Below are 22,997 nucleotides of genomic sequence, written 5' to 3' on the forward strand. Positions count from 1 at the left end.
TCTTCATCTACGCCGCTTCCACCCCGAACTGCAGCCGCGCCAGCTGGGCGTAGAGGCCGTCCTGGGCCGAGAGTTCGGCGTGGGGCCTTGCCCGCCGCGACGGCGGCGGCGAAGGCGGAGCCCTAGGTCGCCGCCGCGCGCCGCAGGTCGTTCAGACGCTTGCCGCCCCGGAAGCCGGTCCAGAACAGCACCAGGCACGCCAGATCGATCAACACCGCAAGGGCGTTGCGCCACAGGGGGATCTCCATGGCCGCCGCCGCCGGATTGGCGCGCATCAGACCCAAGAGCAGCATGAGCAGGCCGTAGGCCGTGAACAGCCTGAGCACCAGGGGAATGACCAGGTTGGGCTTCTTCCATTGAACCACGCCCAGGATCACGATCCCTAGGCTCAACGCCACGCCCCAGGCGGCTGAGATATAGACAAGCTGCGGCGTCAGGGTCGACAAGCTCATCTGAACGAGCTCGCTCTTCTCTCCGTACATCGCCGTCATGACATGACGCATCTTGGCCAGATAGCCGTCCACGTCGAGCAGCATGGCCACGGACGCGACAAATCCCAGGACTGCCATCAGGAATGCGCCCAGAGCGCCCGCCCGCGCCGCCGTCGTGGCTTCGTCCTCGGTCGCCAGCGACGTCGCTGGATTGATCATACGTACATAGTCGATCACGAAACGCCCCTCGAAAGCTTCAACGTACCATCGAGGGTTGCGCCCATCGGGTCAATCCGGCCCTACGCCGCCTCCACCCCGAACTGCAGCCGCGCCAGCTTGGCGTAGAGGCCGCCCTGGGCCGAGAGTTCGGCGTGGGTGCCCTGCTCCACGACGCGGCCGTCCTCCATGACCACGATGCGGTCGGCCTTCAGCACGGTGGCCAGGCGGTGGGCGATGACCAGGGTCGTGCGCTGGCTCATGGCGTCGTGCAGGGCCTTCTGGACCAGGCGCTCGTTCTCGGCGTCCAGGGCGCTGGTGGCTTCGTCCAGCAGCAGGATCGGGGCGTTGCGGACCAGGGCGCGGGCGATGGCCAGGCGCTGGCGCTGGCCGCCCGACAGGGTCTTGGCCCGTTCGCCGACCGGGGTGTCGAAGCCCTGCGGCAGGGCGTTGATGAACGGCGTGGCCTGGGCCGCGTCGGCGGCCGCGCGGGCCTCCTCGTCCGTGGCGTCCGCGCGGCCGAAGCGGATATTGTCCAGGGCCGAGCCGGAGAACAGCGGGCTGTCCTGGGCCACCAGGGCCATGCGGTCGCGCACCTCGGCGGGGTCGGCGGCCCGCAGGTCGACGCCGTCCAGCGTCACCACGCCCGCCTGTGGGTCGTAGAACCGGAGCAGCAGCCGCAGCACGGTGCTCTTGCCCGCGCCGGAGGGGCCGACCAGGGCGACGGTCTCGCCCGGCTTCACGACCAGGTCGAAGCCCTTCAGGGCCGCCAGGTCCGGGCGACCGGGATAGGCGAAGGTCACGCCCTCGAAGGCGATGGCGCCCCGGGCCGGGACGGGCAGCGTCCGCGGTTTTTCCGGCGCGGCGATGCCGGGCTCGGAATTGAGCAGGTCGGAGATCCGCTCCATGGCCCCGGCCGCCTTCTGCACGTCGCCCCAGACCTCGCCCAGGGCGCCGACCGAGCCGGCGGCGAAAATGGCCAGCAGCGCGAACTGGGCCAGGGTGCCGGCCGTCATCTCGCCCGACAGCACCAGGTGCGCGCCGACCCAAAGCAGCAGGGTGACGCCGCCGAACGCCAGGGCCATGACCACCGCCGTCATGCCGGCCCGGGCGTTGATCCGCCGGACCGAGGCCTTATAGGCCGCCTCGACGGCGCCGCCGAACCTGGCGTCGGCCGCGCCCTCGCGCCCGAAGGCCTGAACGGTGTCCAGGGCGTCGAGACTCTCGCCGGCGTAGCCCACGGCGTCGGCGAACTTGTCCTGGGCGTTCACCGACAGCTTGCGCACGTTGCGGCCCAGCAGAAAGATCGGCGCCAGGATCACCGGCACCATCAGCACGATGAAGCCCGCCAGCTTCGGGCTGACCACGGCCATGTAGCCCAGGCCGCCGATCAGGCTGAGAATATTGCGCAGGGCGACCGAGACGCTGGTCCCCACCAGTTGCTCGACGATGGTGATGTCGGTCGTCATCCGCGACAGGACCTCGCCGGTGCGGGTCTTGAGGAAGAAGGCCGGGTCCAGCTTCAGGGTGTGGCCATACAGCGCACGGCGCAGGTCGGCGACCACGCGCTCGCCCAGGCGGGTGACGAAGAAGAATCGCAGGGCCGTGGCCACGGCCAGCAGCAGCGCAACCGCCGCCAGGCCGATAAAGGCGCTGTTGACCGCGTCGCCCGAGCCCTTGCTGAAGCCCTTGTCGATCACGCCCTTGAAGGCGCCTGTCAGCCCAAGCGTCGCGCCGGTCGAGAACAGCAGGAAGAAGCCGGCGGCCAGGGCGTCGCCGACATGGCGGCGCACGAACGGCAGCAGGTGGGCCAGCGGACGGATGTCCTTGCGGCGTGGACGGCGATTGGCCGCCTCGGCCAGGTTCTGCACCAGCTCCGCGCCCGCGCTCGGCCTGCCCTCGGCCGAAATCTCGCCCGCGTTCACGTCGCCCATCAACTGTCCCTTGCCAAATTCGCGCGCTTTCTTTATAGCCGCGCGTCTCCGAGAGCCACCCGCAAGGTTTGGCGCCCGCCCACATTTACGCCGCCTCAAGTCGGTTGGATCGCCCGATGAAACAAGACATTCACCCCGACTATCACTTCATCACCGTCACCCTGACCGACGGTTCGACCTATCAGACCCGTTCGACCTACGGCAAAGAAGGCGCGACGCTGGCGCTGGACATCGATCCGCGCGTGCACCCGGCCTGGACCGGCGGCAACAGCCAGATGCTCGACCGCGGCGGCCGCGTCTCGCGCTTCAACGCCAAGTTCGCCGGCTTCACTGCCAAGAAGTAAGCGTTCCACGCTTCTCGCCGTAAGGGCGACGAAAGGCCGGTTCCGCGTTCGCGGGCCGGCCTTTTCCGTTTTGATCATGGCATGAGCGCTTGACGACACCCCCTCCCAGCGGGAGAGGGCGGGGCCCGCGCCGACAGGCGTGGGAGGGTGAGGGGTTACGCCCTCACCGGGTTTTTCTAATTTTGGTGGGATAGATTCGGCGCGCCGTCCGACGCTGTAACCCCTCACCCTCCCATCGCAAGCGATGGGCCCCTCCCGCTCCCTCTGGGAGAGGGTGAATCTACGCCACCCCGAACGCCGCGGTCAGGCGGTCGAACTGGGCCTGGACCGGGCGGGGGGCTTCCTCGTCGGCGGCGGCCTCCAGGTACATACGCTTGTCCAGGTGGCGAACGCGCTCATAGAGCCGCTCGGAACGCTGCAGCAGGTTGACCAGGCCGAAGGGCAGATCCTCGACGGGGGCGGGTTCGCCGGCTTCCAGGCCGAGGCGATAGTTCTCGGCGCAGGCGGCCTGAGCCTCCATCTCGCCTTCCTTGACCGCGCGCTGGACCAGCAGCCACGAGGCCACCTGCATCAGGCGGGTCGTCAGCCGCATGCTTTCGCTGGCATAGGCCAGGGCCGCGTTTCGCGAGAGGATCTTGCTGTCGTGACGGCCGGCCCCGTCGAGATAGGCGGCGGTCTCCTCGACCAGCGTCATGCCTTCCTCGAACGTCCGGTCGAAGAGCTCGGAGCGAGCGAAGTCCTGGATCACGCCAGCACGCCAGGGGGCCGCGGCCACGTTCAACTCGGTCATAGCTACTCAATGCCCCTTCGAAAGGCCGCGAGACGGTCTCGCCGAACAGGAGGACTGCAACCCCCGTGCCAGACATGATCGTCCCGTTTCGCGACCGCCCCGCCCCCAGGTCCGTTTCGAGCTCGATGTCGAGTCTCGATATTCCGAGTCAGGCGGGTCCGAGACTCCGCCTGTAGCGTAAACCGATCGTTAGTCGAGGCGACCAAACAGCGCATTGGCCGCGTCGCGCCCCGCCTTTTTCTTGCTGAGCTGGGCGCGGGTGCGGGCGATCTCCGCTTCCAGCGCCTCGATCCGCTCTTCCAGTTCCGCCACGCCATAGGTGTCCAGGTCCTCGTGCGTGGTGGCGTTGAGCGCATCGCCACGGAAGGCCCGCGGCTCGACCGGTTCTTCGATCATCGGATCGGTCTCCCTTTGCTCGACCCCTTTTCGATCCTCCATCTGACGCCTACCAAGGGCGGGACGCAAGCCTCACGGGATGTTCCGCCCCATGTCCGACCCGATGTCCGAGACCATGACCGCCATCGCCATCGAGGGCGGCAAGGGGCCGGCCGACGCCCTTCGTCCCGAGACCGTGGCGCGTCCGCGACCGGGGCCCGGCCAGATCCTGGTCCGCGTGCGGGCGGCGGGGGTGAACCGTCCGGACCTGCTGCAGCGCCTGGGTTTCTACCCGCCGCCGCCCGGCGCCCCGACCACCCTGGGCCTGGAGGTCGCCGGCGAGGTGGTCATCGGCGCGGGACGCTGGAAGGCCGGCGACAAGGTCTGCGCCCTGCTGGGCGGCGGCGGCTACGCCCAATATGCCGTGGTCGACGCCCGCCACGCCCTGCCTCTTCCGGACGGGTTTGACTTCGCCCACGCCGCCGCCTTGCCCGAGACGGTGTTCACGGTGTTCGCCAACGTGTTCGAACATGGCGCGCTCAAGGTTGGCGAGACGCTGCTGATTCATGGCGGGACGTCCGGTATCGGGACAACGGCGATCGCCATGGCCAAGGCGCACGGCGCGCGGGTGATCGCCACCGGCCGCGGGGCCGACAAGAGGACCCAGGCCCTGGCGCTGGGGGCCGACATCGCCGTCGACGCCAAGGTCGAGGACTTCGCCGAGGTCGCCAAGGCGGCCGGCGGGGTCGACGTGGTGCTGGACATGGTCGGGGCCAGCTATTTCGACAAGAACCTCGACGCGCTCAATACCGGCGGGCGCATCGTCTACATCGCCGCCCTGGCCGGGCCGGTGCTGGAGGTGCCGGTGATGGCCCTGATGCAGAAGCGCGCCGTGCTGACCGGCTCGACCCTGCGCCCCCGCTCGGCCGACGAGAAGGCCCGGCTGGCGGCCGAGATCGAGCGCGTCGTCTGGCCCTGGATCGCGGCCGGCAAACTCAAGCCGGTGATCGACGCGACCTTCCCCCTGGAGGAGGCGGCCAAGGCCCACGCCCATCTCGAGACGGGCGAGCACGTGGGCAAGGTGGTGCTGCTGGCCTAGGCGCGGCGCGTGCCTTGAGGCTGAACCCGCCCGCGATCCCGGCGTTCACGATGCATGCCCCATCCCCGCCCCCGCATCGGCTGTTCCGGCTGGACCTATGACGACTGGAAGGGACCGTTCTATCCCGAGACGGTGAAGCTGAAGGACCGGCTGGCCTATTACACGACCCGGTTCGACACCACCGAGATCAACGGCAGCTTCTATCGCCTGCCGTCCGAGAAGGCGGTGGCGGCCTGGGCCGCGCAGGCGCCCGAGGACTTTCTCTTCGCCTGGAAAGTCTCGCGCTACATCACCCACAACAAGAAGCTCAAGGACTGCCAGGACAGCGTCGACCTGGTGTTCCGGCGGATGAAGCCGCTGGGCGACAAGCGTGGCCCGGCCCTGGTTCAGCTGCCGCCCATGCTCCACCGCGACGACGAGCGGCTGAAGCGGTTCCTGTCCTGGCTGCCGAGGGGCGAACGGGTCACCGTCGAGTTTCGCCACGCCAGTTGGTACGACGAAGCGGTCCACGCCATCCTGCGCGACCACGGCGTGGCCTTCTGCGTCTCCGACCACCACGACGCCCCATCGCCCTGGCTGGCCACCGCCGACTTCGCCTATGTGCGCGGCCACGGACCGGGCGGGCATTATCACGGGCGCTATTCCGACGCCGAGCTGGAGGCCTGGGCCAAGTGGATCGGCCAGCAGGCCAAGGCGGGCCGGACGGTGTTCAACTACTTCGACAACGACGTGAAGAGCGCCGCGCCGGCCGATGCGGCGGTGTTGAAAACCCTGACGGACCGCCGACGCTGACGCCGAAGGCCTTCGAACTCCCATGCTGGATAGTGGCCGAACCTTTGGCTAAAAGCATCTTGAGTTGAGTTGGGGGAATTCATGGCCATATTGTTTCCACTCGCGCTGGCGCTCGCCACGGCGTCGGCCGGTGACGGTTGCGACGCCACCATGCGACAAGCCGCGGTCGATCGTCTGGAAGACCAAGCGTTCGTGGCCATGAAGTCCGCGACCGAAAAAGTCACCCAGGCCGCCAAGTCCGGGAGCATCGGACCGGCTGGCGACGCCGAATGGGCCGTCTACAAGCAGCTGCGCGCCGAGGCCGAGCGCATGCGCCTGACCAATGCCCGGGAGCTGGCCGCCTGCCAAGCAGACCTGCGGATCGCCGCGACCTCCCCGGCGCCCGCACCCGTTCCGCCGACGACCTACGCCGCGGCGGACGCCACGACCGCGCCGCCGCCCATCGCCAAGCCGCGACGCTTGCGGATGAGCGTCAGCGCCGGCGTCGCCGATATCGACGACTCGCGACGCGAGCGGTTCGACACCCGAAACCTGAAGGGCGTCTACGGCGATGTCGTGGACGCCGTTTACAACGATCCGACATCGACCGATCTCAATGTGGCGGCCACGCTGGCGGCGCCGATCCCGACCGAACTCCAGGAAGGGAGCTTCACCTGGCTGTCGAACTCGGTGACCGCCGGCCCGACGATGCGGCTGGAAAAATGGTCAAACCGCTACGCGATTTCCATGGCCTATGCCGTCGAGGGCTGGAACGCGCCCGGCTGGCGCTTCTCCGGCGAGGTCTCGAGCGAGATCTTTCATATGAAGGGATCCATGACCTATGCGAACGGCGGCTTCGCGCGCGATGGAGACTCCGTGCTGGGCGCTTGTTTGGCCGGCCATCGGGATGGGGGCCGCATCGTTTGCGACGACTATGGCAGAAAGACCGCCGTGATCGCCAATCCAATCGTGCTGGAGCAAACGGTCAAGGGCGACGTCGTCTTCAATGCCGACACCCTGCTGAGTACGGTTTCAAGCAACTTCCTGAGCCAGCGCACCGCCAGGACCGAAGGCGTGTTTGGCGTCGCGCGCGCCTTGCCGCTGGAGACGCCCATCGGCGCTCTGAGGATCGTCCCTGGTCTGGAAGTCGCCGGCGGATGGTGGTCCTATGCCGAAGACGAGACCATGGAGGGCCGCCGTCTCAATCGGCCGGCGTCTCCTCCGCTCTTCCTCTCTCGTCACAACGAGGGATCCGGTCCCACGGCGCGCCTGAGCGGCCTGCTTTCGGTCGAGGGAGAGGTTCCGGTCGCCACGGGCCTGCATTGGGGCCTCGCCGCGCGCTACGGCGTTCAGTGGATCAATCTCGACATGTTCGATGCTTCTGGGCCGACCAAAGCCTTGAGCCAGTCCAAGTCGATGGCGGGACTGGGCGGCTGGATGGAATACGACTTCACCCAAGGCTGGAGCGCGCGCCTGTCGGTGGACCGCCAAGACTATGTCTGGCTGTCAAGCGACTACGGCCTTCAAGCCTTCGGCGGTTTGCGGATGTCGCAGGGACGCAATATCCGCCTGTCGACGTCGGCGGCGACGATCTTCGGCGCGCGGCTGCAATACGACTTCTGACGTGGGCGCGCCGATCTTGAAAGGGCGGACCCGCGTCCGTCCTTTCGATCCCCGTTCCCTTTCCGCAAGAACCGCATTATAGCTCCAGGCTGAACACCCCGCCCGGCCGCAAGGCCGGGCGCCGTCATTTCTGGAGGACCGCATGTCCGACATCCTGATGCCCAAGGCGACGGCCGTCTGGCTCGTGGAAAACACGTCGCTGACCTTTGAGCAGATCGCCGATTTCTGTGGCCTGCACCCGCTGGAAGTCAGCGGCATCGCCGACGGCGAGGTCGCGCGCGACATTCGAGGCGCCGATCCGATGGGCAACGGCCAGCTGACTCGCGAAGAGCTGGACAAGGCCCAGGCCAACGACAAGTACCGCATGAAGGCCCAGGTCAGCCGCCACGCCGAACTGCTGAAGCCGCAGAAGAAGGCCCCGCGCTACACCCCGGTGTCGCGCCGCCAGGACCGCCCGGACGCCATCGCCTGGTTCCTGCGCCACCACCCCGAAGTGACCGACGCGCAGATCTCCAAGCTGCTGGGCACCACCAAGTCGACCATCGAGCAGGTCCGGGCCCGCACCCACTGGAACGCGGCCAACATCAAGCCGGTCGATCCGGTGACCCTGGGCCTGGTCGGCCAGCTGGAGCTGGACGCCCTGGTCAAGAAGGCCGCCGAGAAGAAGGCCAAGGACGACCTGAAGAAGGGCATCCTGCCGGAAGACCCGACCCTGCGTCCGGCGTCGGAAACCAGCGCCCTGCCGGAAGACCACGACGAGGAAGAGGCCGCGATCCGCAAGGGCCGCATCGAGCCCAAGGCCGAGGACGTGTTCGGCAAATCGACCTACGTCCCGGACGAGGACGAAGACGACGAGGATTGATTGGATCGGACTGGATTGGGGACAGGCGCATGCGCCTGTCCCCGTCCGCCAATGTCCGCGACAGCAAAAGGCCCGCGCCGTCTGCACGGAGCGGGCCTTTCTGTTTTCGGCCTCCTCGGGCGGCCATCCCCGCTATCGGCGATGGCCAGAGGGGGCTAGTGAAGTCGAGCCCTGAGGCCTTCGATCTCCTCCTTGAGCCTGAGCTTCTGCCGCTTCAGCTCCCGGAGACGGGTGCTGTCGCTGACGGGTCGACTGGTCTCCTCCTGGATCGTGCGGTCGAGGTTCTCGTGACGGGACCCTAGCTCGCGGATACGGGATTCGATGGCCATGGCTGTCGGCTCCTTGCTGGTGGAGGCGCAAGTCAACACCCGCTGTTCGAAGCTGTCAGATCACATATGATTGCAATCGGCGGCGCTTGACCTGGCGCAGCTTGCTCCCAAGACGGACGAAAATTCACCATGTCGGACCCGCTGGCCTTGTCGGAAAAACCTCGCCTGGTCGTCGGAATCTCAGGCGCGTCGGGGGTTGTCTACGGTTTGCGGGCCCTGGACGCCTGCCGCGAACTGGGCGTCGAGAGCCACCTGGTCCTGTCCAAGTCGGCCGCCCTGACCCTGGCGCAGGAGACCCAACTTTCCATCGCCCAGGTCAATGAGAAGGCGGACGTTGTCCATCGCGTGGGCGACATTGGGGCGGCGATCGCGTCGGGCTCATATCGGACATTGGGCATGATCATCGCGCCGTGCTCGGTCCGCTCGATGAGCGAGATCGCCACCGGCGTCACCTCGTCCCTGCTGACCCGCGCCGCCGACGTGACGCTGAAGGAGCGCCGGCCGCTGGTGCTGATGGTGCGCGAGACGCCCCTGCACCTGGGCCACCTGCGCACCCTGACCAAGCTGGCAGAGATGGGCGCGGTGATCGCCCCGCCGCTTCCCGCGTTCTACGCCAAGCCGCAGTCGATCGCCGAGATGGTCGACCAGTCGGTGGGCCGCGCGCTCGACCTGTTCGGCCTGTCCTGGCGACCGGTCAAGCGCTGGGGCGAGGACCTGGCGACGATCGCTGGAGAGGCCTGAAGGGCCTTGGGGGGTTAACCGAGATGCGGCTTTGGCAGTGGGCCCTGGAGGTCTATGCGCGACAGTCTGTCGCAGGCGCGTGCCTGGCGCTGCAGGACGGGCACGGCCAGAACGTGCCCTATCTGCTGTGGGCCGCCTGGCGGGCCAGCGAGGGCCGCGCCGCTGACGTTCAGGCCGCCGCCCGGCTGGTCAAGCGCTGGGACGCCGAGGTCGGCTCGCCCCTGCGCGCCATCCGCCGCGCGATCAAGCCGGCCTGGCCCGGGATCGACGACGGCGCGCGCGAGGACTTCCGCAACGCGGTCAAGGACGTCGAGCTGCACGGCGAGAAGGTGCTGATGGAAAGCCTGGAAGCGCTCAGCGGCGCGCCGGGTCCGGCGCTGGACGTGTTCGACACCTTGCTGGAGGCCGCCCGGGCGTCCGGCGATCCGCCGCGCGAAGCCGCCCTGCGCGCCCTTTCCGACGCCTTGGCCGGCGGGGTTTGACGAGGGCCTTTACCCCCTGTCAGGCTTTGCTATCTATCACCGCCCCCGGGTCCCAGCAGGAAGAGCGTCCATGAACGACGACGACGCTTCAGACGACAGCGACATCGCCCTCGAGCGGCGTCTGGCGATCCTGCGCGAGGAGCACCAGGACCTCGGCGACGCGGTCACGGCCCTCGAGGAGCGCCCCCAGCCCGACATGCTGCAGATCGCCCGCCTCAAGCGCCGAAAGCTGGCGCTGAAGGACGAGATCGTGCGGCTGGAAGACCAGCTGATGCCGGACATCATCGCCTAGCTCAGCACCTCGGCCAACCACCGCCGCAGGGCGCTCACGGCCTGGCCGTCGCGCGCGGCGGGCGGATAGACCAGCTCGAACCGCCGTCCGGCCAACACCGGTCCGAACGGCTGGACCAGCAGGCCGCCGGCCAGTTCCTCGGCCACGAGCGTCAGGCTGGTCAGCACCACGCCCTGCCCCGCCATCGCCGCCTGGATGGCGTGACTGTCGTCGGTGAAGCGCGGACCCGCCTCGACGTCCATATCGGTTCTTCCCGCCTGCCTGGCCCACAGCCGCCAAGTCGGAGCGTCGGGGCCGGGATGGCGCCATTCGGCATGGATCAGGGTGTGGGCGGCCAGATCCTCGGGATCGGCCAGGCCGAGACGCGGACTGCACACCGGGGCGAAGCGGTCGTCGACCAGGGGTTCGGAGACCAGGCCGGGCCAAGGCCCTAGCCCGTACCGGACGGCCGCGTCGGCCTCGCCCGCCCTCAGGTCGACCGGGTCGTCGGTGGCCAGCAGGCGCAGGTCCAGATCGGGATTGGCGGCGCGGAACGCCTCCACCCGGCCGGCCAGACGTCGGGCCGCGAAGGCCATGGTCGTCGACAGGGTCACCACCCGCCGACCGCTCTCCACGCGCAGACCGGCGACCGCCCGTTCAAAGGCGTCCAGGCCGTCCATGAGGACCGGGAAAAGCCGCGCCCCGGCGGTCGTCAGGCTGACGCTGCGAACGCCGCGCACGAACAGCGGCTGGCCCAGGTGCGTCTCCAGTTGGCGCACCTGGTGGCTGACCGCCGTGGGCGTGACCGCCAGCTCCTCGGCCGCCAGGCGGAAACTGAGTCGGCGCGCGGCGGCCTCGAAGGCGCGTAGGGCCGAGAGCGGCGGCAGGCGGCGCATGGATGATCTCACCTCATCTGTCGCCTGTGGATTTCGCGTTTGTGGCGGCGCGTCAAGAGCGCGATCCACGCATCGACGCCGATCGGATGAGACCAGTTCATCCAAGCCCTAGGATATCTCGCATGACCACCCTGCTCCACATCGATTCCAGCGCCCGCTCCGGACGGTCCGACCGTGACGCCCGCGGCTCGCACAGCCGCCGCCTGACCGGGCGCTTTGTCGACCGCTGGCGGGCCGCGCGTCCCGCCGATCCGGTGATCTATCGCGACGTCGGCGCCGCCCCACCCTCGCCAGTGACCGGCGACTGGATCCACGCCGCCTTCACCCCGCCCGAGCGCCGCGAGGCCTGGATGGCCGAGGCCCTGGCCGAAAGCGACCGCCTGGTCGACGAAGTGCTGGCCGCCGACGTGATCGTGCTGGGCGCGCCGATGTATAATTTTGGTCCGCCCGCCCAGCTGAAGGCCTGGCTCGACAATATCGTCCGGGTCGGCCGCACCTTCGGCTTCGACCGCACTCGGGAGGGCGAGCCCTACTGGCCGATGCTAGACGCGATGGGCAAGACGCTGGTGATCCTGTCCTCGCGCGGCGACCACGGCTACACCCCCGGCGGACGGCTGGCCCACGCCAACCACCTGGAGGCCGCCCTGCGCACCCCGCTCGGCTATCTGGGCGTGACCGACGTCCACGAGGCCGCGATCGAGTACGACGAGTTCGCCGACGCCCGCCTGGCCGCCTCGATCGCCGCGGCCGAGGCGCGGGTCGACGACTTGGTGGAGACGTTGCTGGCCGCCAGGTCCGAGGCGGCCGCGGCTTAGGCTGGCGCCACCTCGACGTTCGCCTCGTGCCCCACCGGGAAGTTCAGCGAATTGGCCACGAAGCACTTGGCGTTGGCTTCGTGGTGCAGGGCCAGGGCCTTGGCCGGGTCCGAGCCCGCCGCGATCGTCACCTGGGGCCGCAAGGTCGCGCTCTCGAACCGGCCGCCGCCGGTCTCGTCCTCGACCATCACCGCCGTGGCTTCGTCGCGATAGGCGGTGACTACCACGCCGTTCACCGCGCACAGGTGCAGGTACCAGAGCTGGTGACACGAGGAGATCGAGGCCAGCAGCAGCTCCTCGGGATTCCAGCGCGCCGGATCGCCCCGGAAGCTGGGATCGGACGAGCCCAGCAGCGTCGGCTTGCCCTCGGCGGCGACCTCATAGGCCCGCTCGTAGGACCGATAGCTGGCCGTGCCCTCGCCGGTATTGCCCGTCCAGGTCAGGGTCGTGGCGTAGCGGTGTGACTTGGACATGGGCGGGCTCCTCTTTTGTGAGGGAGATAGCGCGCTCTCGCCCTGACGAAAACCTCGCCCTTCGAAAGCTCAGGATGAGGTTTTTCTACTGCCCGCGAATGGAGATGGTCCTCGTCCCGAGCCTGTCGAAGGACGAGGACCACGCAAGGCGTTTGAACGCCGATGCGCCCTTACGCTTCCTTGCGCACCCGCTTCTTCAGGAACATCGCCGCGTCGGCCTCGGCCAGGGCGGCTTCGGGGTCGGCGCCCGGCTCGATCTCGCGCACGCCCCAGGAGATGCGCAGCGGCACCGACCACTCGCCCACCTGCACGGGCATGTCGCGCACGGCGGCGGCCAGGGTCTCGGCCTTGGAGGCGGCGGTCTGCTGGTCGGCCTGGACCAGCAGCACGGCGAACTCGTCGCCGCCGATCCGGCCCACCACGTCGGTTTCGCGGACATGGGCCTGCAGGCGCTCGGCCACGGCCTTGAGGGCCTGGTCGCCGGCCGCGTGGCCGAAGCGGTCGTTGACGGCCTTGAAGCCGTCGAGGTCGAAGAACACCAGGCTGGCGGGCGAGCCGTAGCGCTGGGCGAAGGCGGCCACCCGCTTGATCTCGCGCAGGAAGGCCCGGCGGTTCAGCACCGGGGCCAGCACGTCCAGGTCGGCCAGGCCCTGGGCCTCGCCCAGCTTGAACTTCAGTCGGGCGACCTCGTTGCGCAGGTCGTCGATCTCGACCATCAGGGTCTTCAGCGCCGCCTGCACCTGCGGGCTCAGGTCGGCCTCCGACAGGCCCAGGAACCCGGCCGTGTCGGCGGCGACCACGGCCCGCGCGACGGCCGGTCCGGCCGCCTCGGTCAGGGCTCGGCGGCGGATGGCCGAGAAGGATTCGGTGCGGGCGCTGGTGATCTTCATGGGAGGCCGGGAACCACAGGGGGAATCACTTGCGATGAAGCTCCAGCATTTCTGCGTTCTTTCATTAACCATGACAATGGCGACACCCCTGTGTCGCGGCGTCGCGGGTTTGGCCTATCCCTTCGGATCCCCTGGGCTTTTCCCTAGGTTCATTCGGTGAGAACGGGCTTTGGCGCTTTGACGCCAGGGGCTATAAGGCCCGCGATTCACGGCCGTCAGGTCACGGAGCGCGCCAAAACCTTTGAGGGGCGTTCCACCGCCGCCTCTAGGGAAATCGTCGCCGATGCCCACCGCCACGCCACCTGTCGCCCCCCCCGTGGCGATCGTCATGGGCAGCCGCTCGGACTGGCCGACGATGAAGAAGGCGGCCGAGGCGCTGGACGCCCTGGGCGTCGCTTACGAGGCCAAGGTGGTTTCCGCCCACCGCACGCCGCAGCGCCTGGTCGCGTTCTCCGCCACCGCCCAGGCCGCCGGCTACAAGGTGATCATCGCCGGCGCGGGCGGCGCGGCCCACCTGCCGGGCATGGTCGCCTCGATGACCATCCTGCCGGTGCTGGGCGTGCCGGTGCAGTCCAAGGCCCTGAACGGCCTGGATTCGCTGCTGTCCATCGTCCAGATGCCCGGCGGCGTTCCGGTCGCCACCCTGGCGATCGGCGAGGCGGGGGCCAGGAACGCCGGCCTGCTGGCCGCCCAGATCCTGGCGATCTCGGACGAGGCCCTGGCCGGCCGCCTGGCCGCCTTTCGGGCCGAACAGACCGACAGCGTCGTCGAAAGCGTCGAAGACTGATGACCCACCCCCCCGCCGCTCCCCTGGCCCCTGGCTCCACGATCGGCATCCTCGGCGGGGGACAGCTGGGGCGCATGCTAGCCCTGGCCGCCGCCCGCCTGGGCTTTGACGTGGTGATCCTCGATCCCGAGGAGAACAGTCCGGCCGGCCGCGTAGCCGCCCGCCAGATCGTCGCCCCCTATGACGACCGCTGGGCGCTGAGACGCCTGGCCGAGGTCTGCGACGTCGTCACCTACGAGTTCGAGAACGTGCCGGCCGACACGGTCGCCGAGCTGACCGCCCAGGGCGTGCTCGTCGCCCCCGGCGCCAAGGCCCTGGCCGCCGCCCAGGACCGGGTGGTGGAAAAGAGCTTCCTGGCCGAGATCGGCGTCCCGACCGTCGCCTTCGCCGCCGTCGAGACCGCCGATGACCTGGCCGCCGCCGTGGCCAGGATCGGCGCCCCGTCGCTGCTGAAGACCCGCCGCGAGGGCTATGACGGCAAGGGCCAGGCCTGGGTCCAGCGCCCCGCCGACGCCCCAGCCAGCTTCGACAAGATCGGCCAGCAGCCGGCCATCCTCGAGGCCCCCGCCGACTTCGTGCGCGAGCTGTCGGTGATCGCCGCCCGCGGTCGGGACGGCGAGATCGCCTGCTATCCGCTGTCGGACAACCACCACGAGGGCGGCGTCCTGCGCCGCACCAGCGCCCCAGCCAAGGTCTCGAGCGCCACCCGCGACCAGGCTGAGGCCATCGCCGCCAGGATCCTGACCGCCCTGGAATATGTCGGCGTCATCGGGGTGGAGCTGTTCGAGTTGGCCGATGGCAAGCTGCTGGTCAACGAGTTCGCCCCCCGGGTGCACAACACCGGCCACTGGACCCAGGACGGCTGCGAGGTCGACCAGTTCGAGCAGCACATCCGCGCCGTCGCCGGCTGGCCCCTGGGCCCCACCGCCCCGCGCGCCCATGTCGAGATGACCAACCTGCTGGGCCCCGAGGTCGACGCCTGGGCCAAGCTGGCGGCCGAACCCGAGACCCGCATCCACCTCTACGGCAAGGGCGAAGCCCGGCCGGGGCGGAAGATGGGGCATGTGAACAGGCTGCGGGGGTTGAAGGACTAGGGGCGCGGGGCGGATCTACGCCCTTTCGGAAATGACAGTTGTCATTTTCAGCCTTGACCGATCATGCCGCGTCGATGTCCCTGTGGAGATGCAAAAGCGCCTGCTCCTTGTCGTGATCCTGGCCCTGCTCGGTCCAGCACGCCTGCACGCCCAACCCGCTTTGGCGCTTCCGATTCCTCTCGACGTCATCGCCGGGCCGTCGCCTCAATCGCTGACGGCGAATGGACGGCTTCATCTGCTCTATGAGCTTCGCGTCACCAATTTCGGCGCGAAGCCGATCGAGCTGACAAAACTTGAGGTGCTTGGCGACAGCGGCGCCATCGCCTCCTACTTCGGCGACGACCTGGACAAGCTGCTCATGCCGATCGGGCCGGCCGATCCGGCCATCGAGACGCGGGTTGTCGGCGCCGGTCGCGTTGTCATGGTCTTCCTGGATCTGGTCTTGCCTGCGGGAGCGTTGCCGCCGAAGCAGCTTCGCCATCGCCTCTCGGCCTCAGCCTCGGCCGACGTCGCCGAGATGGTGGAAGGCCCGGTCGTGACCGTCGTACAGGAAGCGCCTCTCGTCCTGCATCCGCCGGTGAGCGGGTCGGGCTGGGTCGCCGCCTTCGGACTGTCCAGCCCCAACCATCGCCGCGCCCTGAGCACTGTGGACGGCAGGACGTGGATCTCGTCGCGCTTCGCCATCGACTGGGTGCGGCTCGGCCCGGAGGGTCGCCTGTTCCACGGCGAGCCAGGCGTCAACGCCAACTTCTACGGTTACGGGGCCGAGGTGCTGGCGGTGGGCGACGGCCGGATCGTCGGCCGCAAGGATGGCATCCCCGACAACGCCGGCCTCAATCAGAAGCGCGCGGCGTCGATGACGCCGGAAACCATTCCCGGTAACGCCCTGATCCTCGATCTCGGCCATGGGCGCTATGCGGTCTATGATCACCTCCAGCCAGGGAGCTTGAGGGTGCGGCTCGGAGACAAGGTCAGGGCGGGAGACGTCTTGGCCCGGCTCGGCAATTCGGGGAACGCCATGACGCCCCATCTTCACTTCCAGTTGGTGGACCGCCCCGTTCATATCGCTGCCGAGGGTATTCCCTATGAACTGGAGGCGTTCACCCAGGTTGGCGTAGCAACCAATCCTGGCGAGATGCTTGCGGGGCAGGCCTGGGCGCCAGGAAACCAGAATCCAACTGTCCATCGGCGAAAATTCCCCGTCGACAACGCCGTGGTGAGCTTTCCTTCGGGCAAATAAGGTCCCGCGCTGGACCGGAGGGCTGCCGCTTTCCTTTCGATCGTCATTCCGGGCCTTATGCCCGGAAACCCTCTCTCCGCCGCAGGTGCGGAGGCGTGGCGCGCTAGCGCGCCATTGTACTTCACCGTCGGCTGAACCAGGGGTCCCGGGCGCAAGGCCCGGGACGGCGGTGTGGAGGAGGAAAACGCGAGGGCGAACCAGCCCCCTCACGCCATCGCGATGATCTCCAGCTCGACCAGCCAGTCGTCGGCCAGGGTCTGGACGATGATCGCCGTAGTCGGGATGCGCCGGTCGCCCAGGGCCTTCACCCGCGCCGCGCCGTTGGCCTCGACATAGGCCGGATCGCGCAGGTAGCTGGTCAGGCGCACGATGTTGTCGACGGTCATGCCGGCGCTGGCCAGGATGGCGCGCAGGTTCGACCAGACCAGCTCCAGCTGGTGGTCCAGGCCGGTTCCTGCCACGCCGTCGGCGTCCAGCCCCATGGTCCCGGCCACGAACAGCATTCGGGCCGGATCGCGCACTTCGATGGCGTGCACATAGTCGTCGGTCGCGGCGTAGATCCCGTCGGTGGGATTGTGGATCACGGTGTCCATGGCGCGCCTCCTGGGCTTTTGTCTTGTGAGCTTGGCGTCCACAGCCTAGCGGAAAGACGCGCCGTCGGTGTGACGGTCTTGGCGGAGACGGACATGGCCGAACAAGCGCTGATTGGCCTGATCGGCGGCATGAGCTGGGAAAGCTCGATCCAGTACTATCGCCTGATCAACGAGGGGGTCCGCGACCGTCTGGGCGGGGTGGCGTCGGCCCGCACCCTGATGTGGTCATTCGACTTCGCCCGGATCGAGGCGCTGCAGCACGCCGGCGACTGGGACGCCCTGGCCGGCGAGATGGCTGAGGCGGCCCGCACGCTCGAGAAGGGCGGCGCCGACGTCCTGGTCCTGTGCACCAACACCATGCACCGCTGCGCCGGGGCCATCGAGGCGGCGGTGGACATCCCCCTGCTGCACATCGCCGATCCCACGGCGGCGGCGATCCAAGCGGCGGGCCTGACGAAGGTCGGCCTGCTGGGCACGGCCTTCACCATGGAGCAGGACTTCTATCGCGGCCGCCTGGAGGCGCGGTTCGGCCTGGAGGTGCTGATCCCCGACGCGGAGGACCGCAAGGCGGTGCACGACATCATCTATCGCGAGCTGGTGGCCGGCCAGGTGCTGGACGCCTCGCGCGAGGTCTATCGGGCAGTGATCCGGCGGCTGGTCGAACGCGGGGCGCAGGGGATCATCCTGGGCTGCACCGAGATCATGCTGCTGATCGGCCAGGCCGACAGCCCTGTGCCGGTGTTCGACACCACGACGCTGCACGCGATGGCGGCGGTGGATCGGGCGCTGGAAGGCTTGCGCCAATAGACCCTCCCCCTGTGGGGGGAGGCGATCGCGCAGCGATCGGTGGGGGGAGTTTTAGGATCGAGGATCGGAGGTCCGATAGCGGCCGATTCCTCCCCCCTCCGTCGGCTTCGCCGACACCTCCCCCACAGGGGGAGGGGCTTCAGGACTAGCCCCGCCCGTACCGCATCCGCGCCAGGGCCCCGGCCACCTCGGCCGCCAGATTCATCGGCTTGATCCCGGCCTTCCACTTCTCGAAGGCCATGACGTTGTCGATGCGGCCGTCCAGGTGTTTGAGCGCCGGCTCGCGGCCGGACGCCATGTCGACCGCCAGGGTCGAGACCAGGATCCCCGACAGGATCGCGCGCTTGGAATAGTGATTCTCGTCGGTGGCCGTGTCGCCGGCCCAGCGCCACAGGACGTCGGCGCCTTCCCAGACCAGGGTCAGGGCCAGCGGCAGGTGGGTGGGGAAGGCCAGGAAGGCCGCCAGCTTGCGCAGGGCCTCGGCGTCGCCCTGGGCGGCGTCCAGGCGGGCGACGACGGCGCAGCGGATCTTGTCGCGGATCTTGGCCGGCGGCGGATCCTGGGCGTTCAGAGCGGCCACGGCGGCCTTGTCGTGGCGGCGCGACAGCAGGGCGGCCAGGTCGCGCGGGCCTTGCGGCAGCAGGAGTTGCGCCTCGCCGGCGTTGAGGCCCGCCGCGGCGGCCGCGGCCCGGACCAGCCCGGCGTTCCACCCCAGGCGCGGCGCCAGGCGCAGGGCCTCGTCCAGCACCCGCTGCTCGGTCGTCTCGGCCCAGCTGGCCGCCTCGGCGTCTTTGTCGCTCATGAATCCGAGTCTACACGGGACTTTAGGCCGCGTCGCCATGGACAGAGGCCGCCGCCTCTGCTATCAGCCGCCCCTCGTCGCCCGGGAGATCCCTTTCCGGGCTTATCAGGTTTTGTTCGCCCGCCCGGCCCCTGAGAGGGACTCGGGAAGATGGTCGGGCCGTCGAATGGAGAGAGACCCCTGGTCCAGATTTTCGTCCGCGACAACAACGTCGATCAGGCGCTCAAGGCCCTGAAGAAGAAGATGCAACGCGAAGGCTCGTTCCGCGAAATGAAGCGGCACGTGCACTATGAGAAGCCGTCGGAAAAGCGCGCCCGTCAAAAGGCCGAAGCTGTCCGCCGCGCCCGCAAGCTGGCGCGCAAGCGCGCCCAGCGCGAAGGCCTGATCCCGATGCCGAAGAAGCCGGTCGGCGCGCGTTAAGCGACGCTTCCAGGTCTCTGGACACACAAGCCCGCGTGGAGCGATCCACGCGGGCTTTGTTTATTCCTCCCCCTGTGGGGGAGGCGGCCGAAGGCCGGTGGGGGGAGTCTTGGGGTATGGATCCCGGATGAGGCTAAGACCGCATCACTCCCCCCAACCGTCGGCTTCGCCGACACCTCCCCCACGGGGGGAGGACCTATTTACCCGCCACGAATTCCACCGCCTTGACGATGTGCCCGGCGAACGGCTCGCCCAGCAGCCGCGTGTGGCTGGCGGCCTCCACGTGGTCCACATAGCCGTGCCTGGACCGCTCGGCTGGAGCGGCCTGCATCGCCTTGCGCCGCTCGCGACCCTTGACCGGTCCGGCCGTGACCACGGCCACCGGCCAGTCGGGATCGTAGGCCGGTCCGGCGGCCGCTTGCTGCGCCGCCTCGGGCCACAGGGCCACCTCGGCGGCGGCGGTGCGGTTGTGGCGGCCATTGGCGAAGGCCCAGCGCTTCTCGGCCTGGGCGGCCGGCGGCAGGCCGATCTTGTCGCCCAGGCTGGTATGGGCCAGCGGCTTGAACAGCCCGATCGAGGCGCCGCGCGCCGCCCAGCGTGACGCCGCGGTGAACGCCTTGACGAACGGCTTGAAACTCTCGGTTTCAGCCGCGTCGCCCGTGGACGCGTCGACCAGCACCAGCCCCGCCACCTGGCCCGGATTGCGTCCGGCGTATTCGCGCAGGCGGAGGCCGGCCATCGAATGGCCGACCAGGATGAACGGCCCCTTCTCGCCCGAGGCGGCGACCAGCTTCTCGAAGTCGGAGACGATGGCCAGGCCGTCGCGCGGCGCGGGTCCCGGCGGCGAGAAGCCCATGCCGGCCCGGTCATAGGCGCAAGACCGCCAGCCGGCGGCGCTCAGGGCCTCCTGGGTCGCGCCCCAGTCAGCGGCGAAGCCGAAGGCGCCCGCCTCCAGCCACACCAGCGGCCGCTCGCCGGTCCCGCCTTGGGACGGCCCTTCGCAGACCAGCCGCAGTTGCCGCCCCTCGCCGATGTCGACCATGCGGCCCCGCGGCACGGGGTGGCTGGCCGCCGACATCAGGCCGCCCACGGCGACGAACGAAACGAAAAGAAGAGCGAATCCGGCAACGACGCGTCCGATGAACTTGAGCATTCGGCCACTCTAGACGAGCGACCATGTCCGTCGCGTGACGGCGCCGTCCAAATTCGATGCAGGGGTTCGACCTGCGCAGGCCTTAGCCGTCGACGACGTTGATCCGCGTACGGATGCGGCCGCCCTTGACGCGGGTGATCACGCCGTCGCCGTTCGCCGTCGCCTTTTCCGCCATCTGGGCCTTCACGCCTTCCGGCCATCGCGACACCTGGGCCAGGCGCACCTTGCGCCCGACCTTGGCGGCCGCCTTCAGCGGCAGGTCGTCCTTCTCGGCGAAGGTCTTGCCCATGAACAGCGCCGGGTTCAGTGGCTTGCCGGCCTTGTTGCGCAGTTCGAAGTGCAGGTGCGAGCCGGTCGAGCGGCCGCTGCTTCCGACATAGGCCACGGTCGTCCCGCGCTTGACATAGGTCCCGCGCTTGAGGCCCGCGTCGCGGCCCAGATGGGCGTACAGGGTGCGGAAGCCGTCCTTGTGGGCCACCTCGACGAACCGGCCGTAGGTCCCGCTGACGCCGCTCTTCGTGATGACGCCGTCGGTGGCGACATGCACGGGCGCGCCGGCCGGAGCGGCGATATCGACGCCCTCGTGCAGGCGGCCGTTCTCTTCCCACGGCATCTGGCGCAGGCCGAACGGCGAGTTGACCACATGGCCCGGCAACGGGGCGTCGAACACGAAGGCGGGCGGCGGAGGCGGCGGCGGCTCGGGCGCCGTGACGGGCGCGACCGCGGGAGCCGGCGCGGGCTTGTCCAGGTCGGCGCTCATCGCGCCGATGGCCGTGACGGCGTTGACCATGCCCCAGACCACGATGGCCCCGCCCACCGCGGCGAAGGCGGCCAGGGAATAGGGGGACGCGGTTGCGGCCAGGACTCGTGACGCCAAGAGCGATCCTCACAGACGGTCGGTCGACCCGAGGTGACCGCGCCGAAGCGCGTCTCCATCCCACAGGCGACCTTTCGGGATGATGAAGGCCGGCTCTATGACGCGCTCATGCGGCGAAAAGGCGGCGCACCTTAACCATTCGCCAAGCATGACCAAAGCTCAGCAGGCGGATCACCGTCGGTGCATTACAGCAAATTCAGAACATTACCTTTGGTCCACTTCTTTAATTACACGTCATGAATGAGACGTAACGAGTATTCCCAAGAAATCGAGAATACACCTTTGGACATGGGGCGCAGGGACGCGCCTAGACAGAGGGACAATTCAAATGCGCAAGTTCATGACCAGCCTGGCCGCCGTGGCCACCGTCACCCTGGCCGCCGTGCCCGCCCTGGGCCTGCTGCAAGCCGCCCACGCCGCCGAGCCGACCGTCCGCATCCCGTTCGGCGACCTGGACCTCGCCGATCCTGCCCAGGCCGCCACCTTCAAGACCCGCGTCGACACCCAGGGCAAGGCGCTGTGCCGCCAAGTCAGCGGCCAAAACATGCGCTCGAACATTCGCGAAGCCGACTGCCTGGCCCAGGTCCGGCAGGACGTCCGCCGCCAGCTCGGCGCGATGCATCGCGCCGACCTGCGCCGTTCGGCCGCCCTGTCTTCCACGCAAGTGGCCAGCCGCTAACCCACCGACCATCGGCGCGACAGCGCCTCTTCAGAAGGGACAACTCCAATGCGCAAGTTCATGACCAGCCTGGCCGCCGTGGCCACCGTCACCCTGGCCGCCGTGCCCGCCCTGGGCCTGCTGCAGGCCGCCCACGCCGAAAACCACAGGGCCACCGTGTCGCTGGTCGGCCTGAACCTCTCCAACCCGGCCCATGCCGCCGAATTCGCCATCCGCGTCGACGCCGCCGCCGACCGCGTCTGCGGCGACATGGCCCGCACCAATCCCAGCGGCGACTTCACGATCGCCGGCTGCAAGATCGCCGCTCGCAAACAGGTCGCCTCACAACTGTCCTCGACCCAACGCCAGGGTTTGCGGATGGCCGCTCGCGCCAACCCGATCGCCGTCGCCGCCCGCTGAGCGACCGCATGACGCGCCAAAAGAAAAAGTCCCGGACGGAAACGTTCTGGGGCTTTTTCAGCGCCAAGCGCCACCATAAAGGCGACGAAATTTAGCTATTTATAAGTTACAGCTATATATGATCGATACGCAAAACCTCCCATATCATCTATAATACTTAATATTATCTTTCCATAAATTCTTTGTCATGAATGAAATGTGATGAGTATTTGCAGTGATACAAGAGTACGCCCTTTGACGCCGGGAGAAACAAGCGCCAAATCGAGGGACAACTCCAATGCGCGAGTTCATCATCAGCCTGACCATCGCCTCCGCCCTGGCCCTGACCGCCGTTCCGACCCCGGGCCTGACCCAAGCCCCCGCCGCATCGACCGCCCGCATCTCGTTCGTCGGCCTGAACCTGGCGACCCCCGCCGACGCCGCCAAGTTCGCCGCCCGCATCAACGCCACGGCCGAAGACGTCTGCCACGACATGGCGCGCGGCAATCCGAATGGCGCGTTCACCATGGCCGGCTGCAAGGTCGCCGTCCGCCAGCAAGTCATGTCGCAACTGTCCAAGGATCAGCGCCAAAGCCTGAGGAGCGCGTCGCGCGCCAACGCCGTCGCGCTCGCCAGCCGCTGAGACCCGCACGACCGCTGCGACCCGTCAAAAAGCAAAGCTCCGGACGGGGTCCCGTCCGGAGCTTCTTCTTTTCGAGAACACGCCGCCGCGCATTTGAGGCGCCATGGCGCGCCCCCTCCGCACCTGCGACGGATAGAGGGGTTCCGGGCGCAAGGCTCGGAATGGCGGAGCTAGTTTGGATC

Annotated in this window: 29 protein-coding genes and 1 pseudogene; 17 read left to right on the plus strand and 13 right to left on the minus strand. The window is 68.5% G+C overall.

All coding sequences use genetic code 11. The features are described from left to right. Positions 1-7 precede the first annotated feature (7 nt). From J2X41_RS25300 to J2X41_RS11615, 3 genes and pseudogenes are all read right to left on the minus strand, one after another. Positions 8-82, minus strand: a pseudogene (locus J2X41_RS25300) (hypothetical protein); the annotation flags it as partial. 40 nt (positions 83-122) lie between these two features. Next, on the minus strand, positions 123-668 hold the full coding sequence (locus tag J2X41_RS11610) for a hypothetical protein (RefSeq protein WP_310082001.1): 546 nt from the start codon (positions 666-668) through the stop codon (positions 123-125). 62 nt (positions 669-730) lie between these two features. Beyond that, on the minus strand, positions 731-2,584 hold the full coding sequence (locus J2X41_RS11615; RefSeq protein WP_310082003.1) for an ABC transporter transmembrane domain-containing protein: 1,854 nt from the start codon (positions 2,582-2,584) through the stop codon (positions 731-733). Positions 2,585-2,697: 113 nt separating this feature from the next. Between J2X41_RS11615 and rpmE the strand changes: the two genes are divergently transcribed. Beyond that, positions 2,698-2,925, plus strand: coding sequence for a 50S ribosomal protein L31 (rpmE, locus tag J2X41_RS11620; protein WP_310082005.1), 228 nt, complete (start codon positions 2,698-2,700; stop codon positions 2,923-2,925). Positions 2,926-3,205: 280 nt separating this feature from the next. Here rpmE and J2X41_RS11625 read toward each other — a convergent pair whose 3' ends face one another. Beyond that, the gene (locus tag J2X41_RS11625) at positions 3,206-3,715 is read right to left on the minus strand and encodes a DUF1465 family protein (RefSeq protein WP_310082006.1); all 510 of its coding nucleotides are present in this window, start codon (positions 3,713-3,715) and stop codon (positions 3,206-3,208) included. Between the two features lie 189 nt (positions 3,716-3,904). After that, positions 3,905-4,111 carry a DUF1192 domain-containing protein gene (locus J2X41_RS11630; RefSeq protein WP_056751782.1) on the minus strand — a complete coding sequence of 69 codons (207 nt, stop codon included), beginning with the start codon at positions 4,109-4,111 and terminating at the stop codon, positions 3,905-3,907. Positions 4,112-4,214: 103 nt separating this feature from the next. Between J2X41_RS11630 and J2X41_RS11635 the strand changes: the two genes are divergently transcribed. From J2X41_RS11635 to J2X41_RS11650, 4 genes are all read left to right on the plus strand, one after another. Then, a complete protein-coding gene (locus J2X41_RS11635; protein WP_310082175.1) occupies positions 4,215-5,189 on the plus strand; it encodes an NAD(P)H-quinone oxidoreductase in 975 nt (324 codons plus the stop codon). Between the two features lie 54 nt (positions 5,190-5,243). Beyond that, positions 5,244-5,981: a DUF72 domain-containing protein gene (locus J2X41_RS11640; RefSeq protein ID WP_310082008.1), complete on the plus strand. Its 738-nt coding sequence runs from the start codon at positions 5,244-5,246 to the stop codon at positions 5,979-5,981. 81 nt (positions 5,982-6,062) lie between these two features. Then, positions 6,063-7,583, plus strand: a complete 1,521-nt coding sequence (locus J2X41_RS11645; RefSeq protein WP_310082009.1) for a hypothetical protein — start codon at positions 6,063-6,065, stop codon at positions 7,581-7,583. Positions 7,584-7,725: 142 nt separating this feature from the next. Beyond that, positions 7,726-8,445: a cell cycle transcriptional regulator TrcR gene (locus tag J2X41_RS11650; protein ID WP_310082011.1), complete on the plus strand. Its 720-nt coding sequence runs from the start codon at positions 7,726-7,728 to the stop codon at positions 8,443-8,445. 155 nt (positions 8,446-8,600) lie between these two features. Here J2X41_RS11650 and J2X41_RS11655 read toward each other — a convergent pair whose 3' ends face one another. After that, a complete protein-coding gene (locus J2X41_RS11655; RefSeq protein WP_035084766.1) occupies positions 8,601-8,774 on the minus strand; it encodes a YdcH family protein in 174 nt (57 codons plus the stop codon). 129 nt (positions 8,775-8,903) lie between these two features. On the opposite strand from J2X41_RS11655, the gene J2X41_RS11660 reads away from it, so the two are divergent. From J2X41_RS11660 to J2X41_RS11670, 3 genes are all read left to right on the plus strand, one after another. After that, positions 8,904-9,515, plus strand: a complete 612-nt coding sequence (locus J2X41_RS11660; protein ID WP_310082013.1) for a UbiX family flavin prenyltransferase — start codon at positions 8,904-8,906, stop codon at positions 9,513-9,515. Between the two features lie 23 nt (positions 9,516-9,538). Continuing rightward, complete coding sequence (locus tag J2X41_RS11665; RefSeq protein WP_310082015.1) at positions 9,539-9,997, plus strand: TIGR02444 family protein; 459 nt, start codon at positions 9,539-9,541, stop codon at positions 9,995-9,997. A 70-nt stretch (positions 9,998-10,067) separates the two neighbouring features. Beyond that, on the plus strand, positions 10,068-10,289 hold the full coding sequence (locus J2X41_RS11670) for a DUF465 domain-containing protein (protein WP_310082017.1): 222 nt from the start codon (positions 10,068-10,070) through the stop codon (positions 10,287-10,289). Here the strand turns inward: J2X41_RS11670 and J2X41_RS11675 are convergent. Then, positions 10,286-11,164, minus strand: a complete 879-nt coding sequence (locus J2X41_RS11675) for a LysR substrate-binding domain-containing protein (RefSeq protein WP_310082018.1) — start codon at positions 11,162-11,164, stop codon at positions 10,286-10,288. The genes J2X41_RS11670 and J2X41_RS11675 overlap by 4 nt on opposite strands. A 122-nt stretch (positions 11,165-11,286) precedes the next feature. Here J2X41_RS11675 and J2X41_RS11680 point away from each other — a divergent pair, with 122 nt between their 5' ends. Beyond that, a complete protein-coding gene (locus J2X41_RS11680) occupies positions 11,287-11,979 on the plus strand; it encodes an NAD(P)H-dependent oxidoreductase (RefSeq protein WP_310082020.1) in 693 nt (230 codons plus the stop codon). Here J2X41_RS11680 and J2X41_RS11685 read toward each other — a convergent pair. Then, a complete protein-coding gene (locus J2X41_RS11685; protein ID WP_310082022.1) occupies positions 11,976-12,452 on the minus strand; it encodes an OsmC family protein in 477 nt (158 codons plus the stop codon). The genes J2X41_RS11680 and J2X41_RS11685 overlap by 4 nt on opposite strands. Before the next feature lie 170 nt (positions 12,453-12,622). Continuing rightward, positions 12,623-13,342, minus strand: coding sequence for a GGDEF domain-containing protein (locus J2X41_RS11690; RefSeq protein ID WP_310082024.1), 720 nt, complete (start codon positions 13,340-13,342; stop codon positions 12,623-12,625). Between the two features lie 283 nt (positions 13,343-13,625). On the opposite strand from J2X41_RS11690, the gene purE reads away from it, so the two are divergent. The 3 genes from purE to J2X41_RS11705 all read left to right on the plus strand — a co-directional run bounded on the left by purE (position 13,626) and on the right by J2X41_RS11705 (position 16,463). Further along, complete coding sequence (gene purE, locus J2X41_RS11695; RefSeq protein WP_310082026.1) at positions 13,626-14,129, plus strand: 5-(carboxyamino)imidazole ribonucleotide mutase; 504 nt, start codon at positions 13,626-13,628, stop codon at positions 14,127-14,129. Continuing rightward, a complete protein-coding gene (locus J2X41_RS11700; protein ID WP_310082027.1) occupies positions 14,129-15,223 on the plus strand; it encodes a 5-(carboxyamino)imidazole ribonucleotide synthase in 1,095 nt (364 codons plus the stop codon). The genes purE and J2X41_RS11700 overlap by 1 nt, the downstream gene beginning before the upstream one ends. A gap of 88 nt (positions 15,224-15,311) precedes the next feature. Beyond that, the gene (locus J2X41_RS11705) at positions 15,312-16,463 is read left to right on the plus strand and encodes a M23 family metallopeptidase (protein ID WP_310082028.1); all 1,152 of its coding nucleotides are present in this window, start codon (positions 15,312-15,314) and stop codon (positions 16,461-16,463) included. A gap of 206 nt (positions 16,464-16,669) precedes the next feature. On the opposite strand, the gene J2X41_RS11710 is transcribed toward J2X41_RS11705, so the two are convergent. After that, a complete protein-coding gene (locus tag J2X41_RS11710) occupies positions 16,670-17,056 on the minus strand; it encodes a RidA family protein (RefSeq protein ID WP_310082031.1) in 387 nt (128 codons plus the stop codon). A gap of 93 nt (positions 17,057-17,149) precedes the next feature. Between J2X41_RS11710 and J2X41_RS11715 the strand changes: the two genes are divergently transcribed. Then, the gene (locus J2X41_RS11715; protein WP_310082032.1) at positions 17,150-17,863 is read left to right on the plus strand and encodes an aspartate/glutamate racemase family protein; all 714 of its coding nucleotides are present in this window, start codon (positions 17,150-17,152) and stop codon (positions 17,861-17,863) included. 145 nt (positions 17,864-18,008) lie between these two features. On the opposite strand, the gene J2X41_RS11720 is transcribed toward J2X41_RS11715, so the two are convergent. After that, positions 18,009-18,665 (minus strand): COQ9 family protein, encoded by a 657-nt coding sequence (locus tag J2X41_RS11720; RefSeq protein WP_310082034.1) that lies wholly within the window; start codon positions 18,663-18,665, stop codon positions 18,009-18,011. Positions 18,666-18,845: 180 nt separating this feature from the next. Between J2X41_RS11720 and rpsU the strand changes: the two genes are divergently transcribed. Next, a complete protein-coding gene (rpsU, locus tag J2X41_RS11725; RefSeq protein WP_085953736.1) occupies positions 18,846-19,085 on the plus strand; it encodes a 30S ribosomal protein S21 in 240 nt (79 codons plus the stop codon). A 196-nt stretch (positions 19,086-19,281) separates the two neighbouring features. Here rpsU and J2X41_RS11730 read toward each other — a convergent pair whose 3' ends face one another. Beyond that, positions 19,282-20,238 (minus strand): alpha/beta fold hydrolase, encoded by a 957-nt coding sequence (locus tag J2X41_RS11730; protein ID WP_310082035.1) that lies wholly within the window; start codon positions 20,236-20,238, stop codon positions 19,282-19,284. Positions 20,239-20,320: 82 nt separating this feature from the next. Further along, a complete protein-coding gene (locus tag J2X41_RS11735) occupies positions 20,321-21,115 on the minus strand; it encodes a M23 family metallopeptidase (RefSeq protein WP_310082036.1) in 795 nt (264 codons plus the stop codon). A gap of 328 nt (positions 21,116-21,443) precedes the next feature. On the opposite strand from J2X41_RS11735, the gene J2X41_RS11740 reads away from it, so the two are divergent. The 3 genes from J2X41_RS11740 to J2X41_RS11750 all read left to right on the plus strand — a co-directional run bounded on the left by J2X41_RS11740 (position 21,444) and on the right by J2X41_RS11750 (position 22,815). Continuing rightward, the gene (locus J2X41_RS11740; RefSeq protein ID WP_310082038.1) at positions 21,444-21,794 is read left to right on the plus strand and encodes a UrcA family protein; all 351 of its coding nucleotides are present in this window, start codon (positions 21,444-21,446) and stop codon (positions 21,792-21,794) included. Positions 21,795-21,842: 48 nt separating this feature from the next. After that, complete coding sequence (locus J2X41_RS11745; RefSeq protein WP_310082040.1) at positions 21,843-22,193, plus strand: UrcA family protein; 351 nt, start codon at positions 21,843-21,845, stop codon at positions 22,191-22,193. 277 nt (positions 22,194-22,470) lie between these two features. Beyond that, the gene (locus J2X41_RS11750; RefSeq protein WP_310082042.1) at positions 22,471-22,815 is read left to right on the plus strand and encodes a UrcA family protein; all 345 of its coding nucleotides are present in this window, start codon (positions 22,471-22,473) and stop codon (positions 22,813-22,815) included. Positions 22,816-22,997: the final 182 nt, after the last annotated feature.

Origin of the sequence: Caulobacter sp. BE254, from assembly GCF_031457295.1 — a bacterium.
GTDB lineage: Bacteria > Pseudomonadota > Alphaproteobacteria > Caulobacterales > Caulobacteraceae > Caulobacter.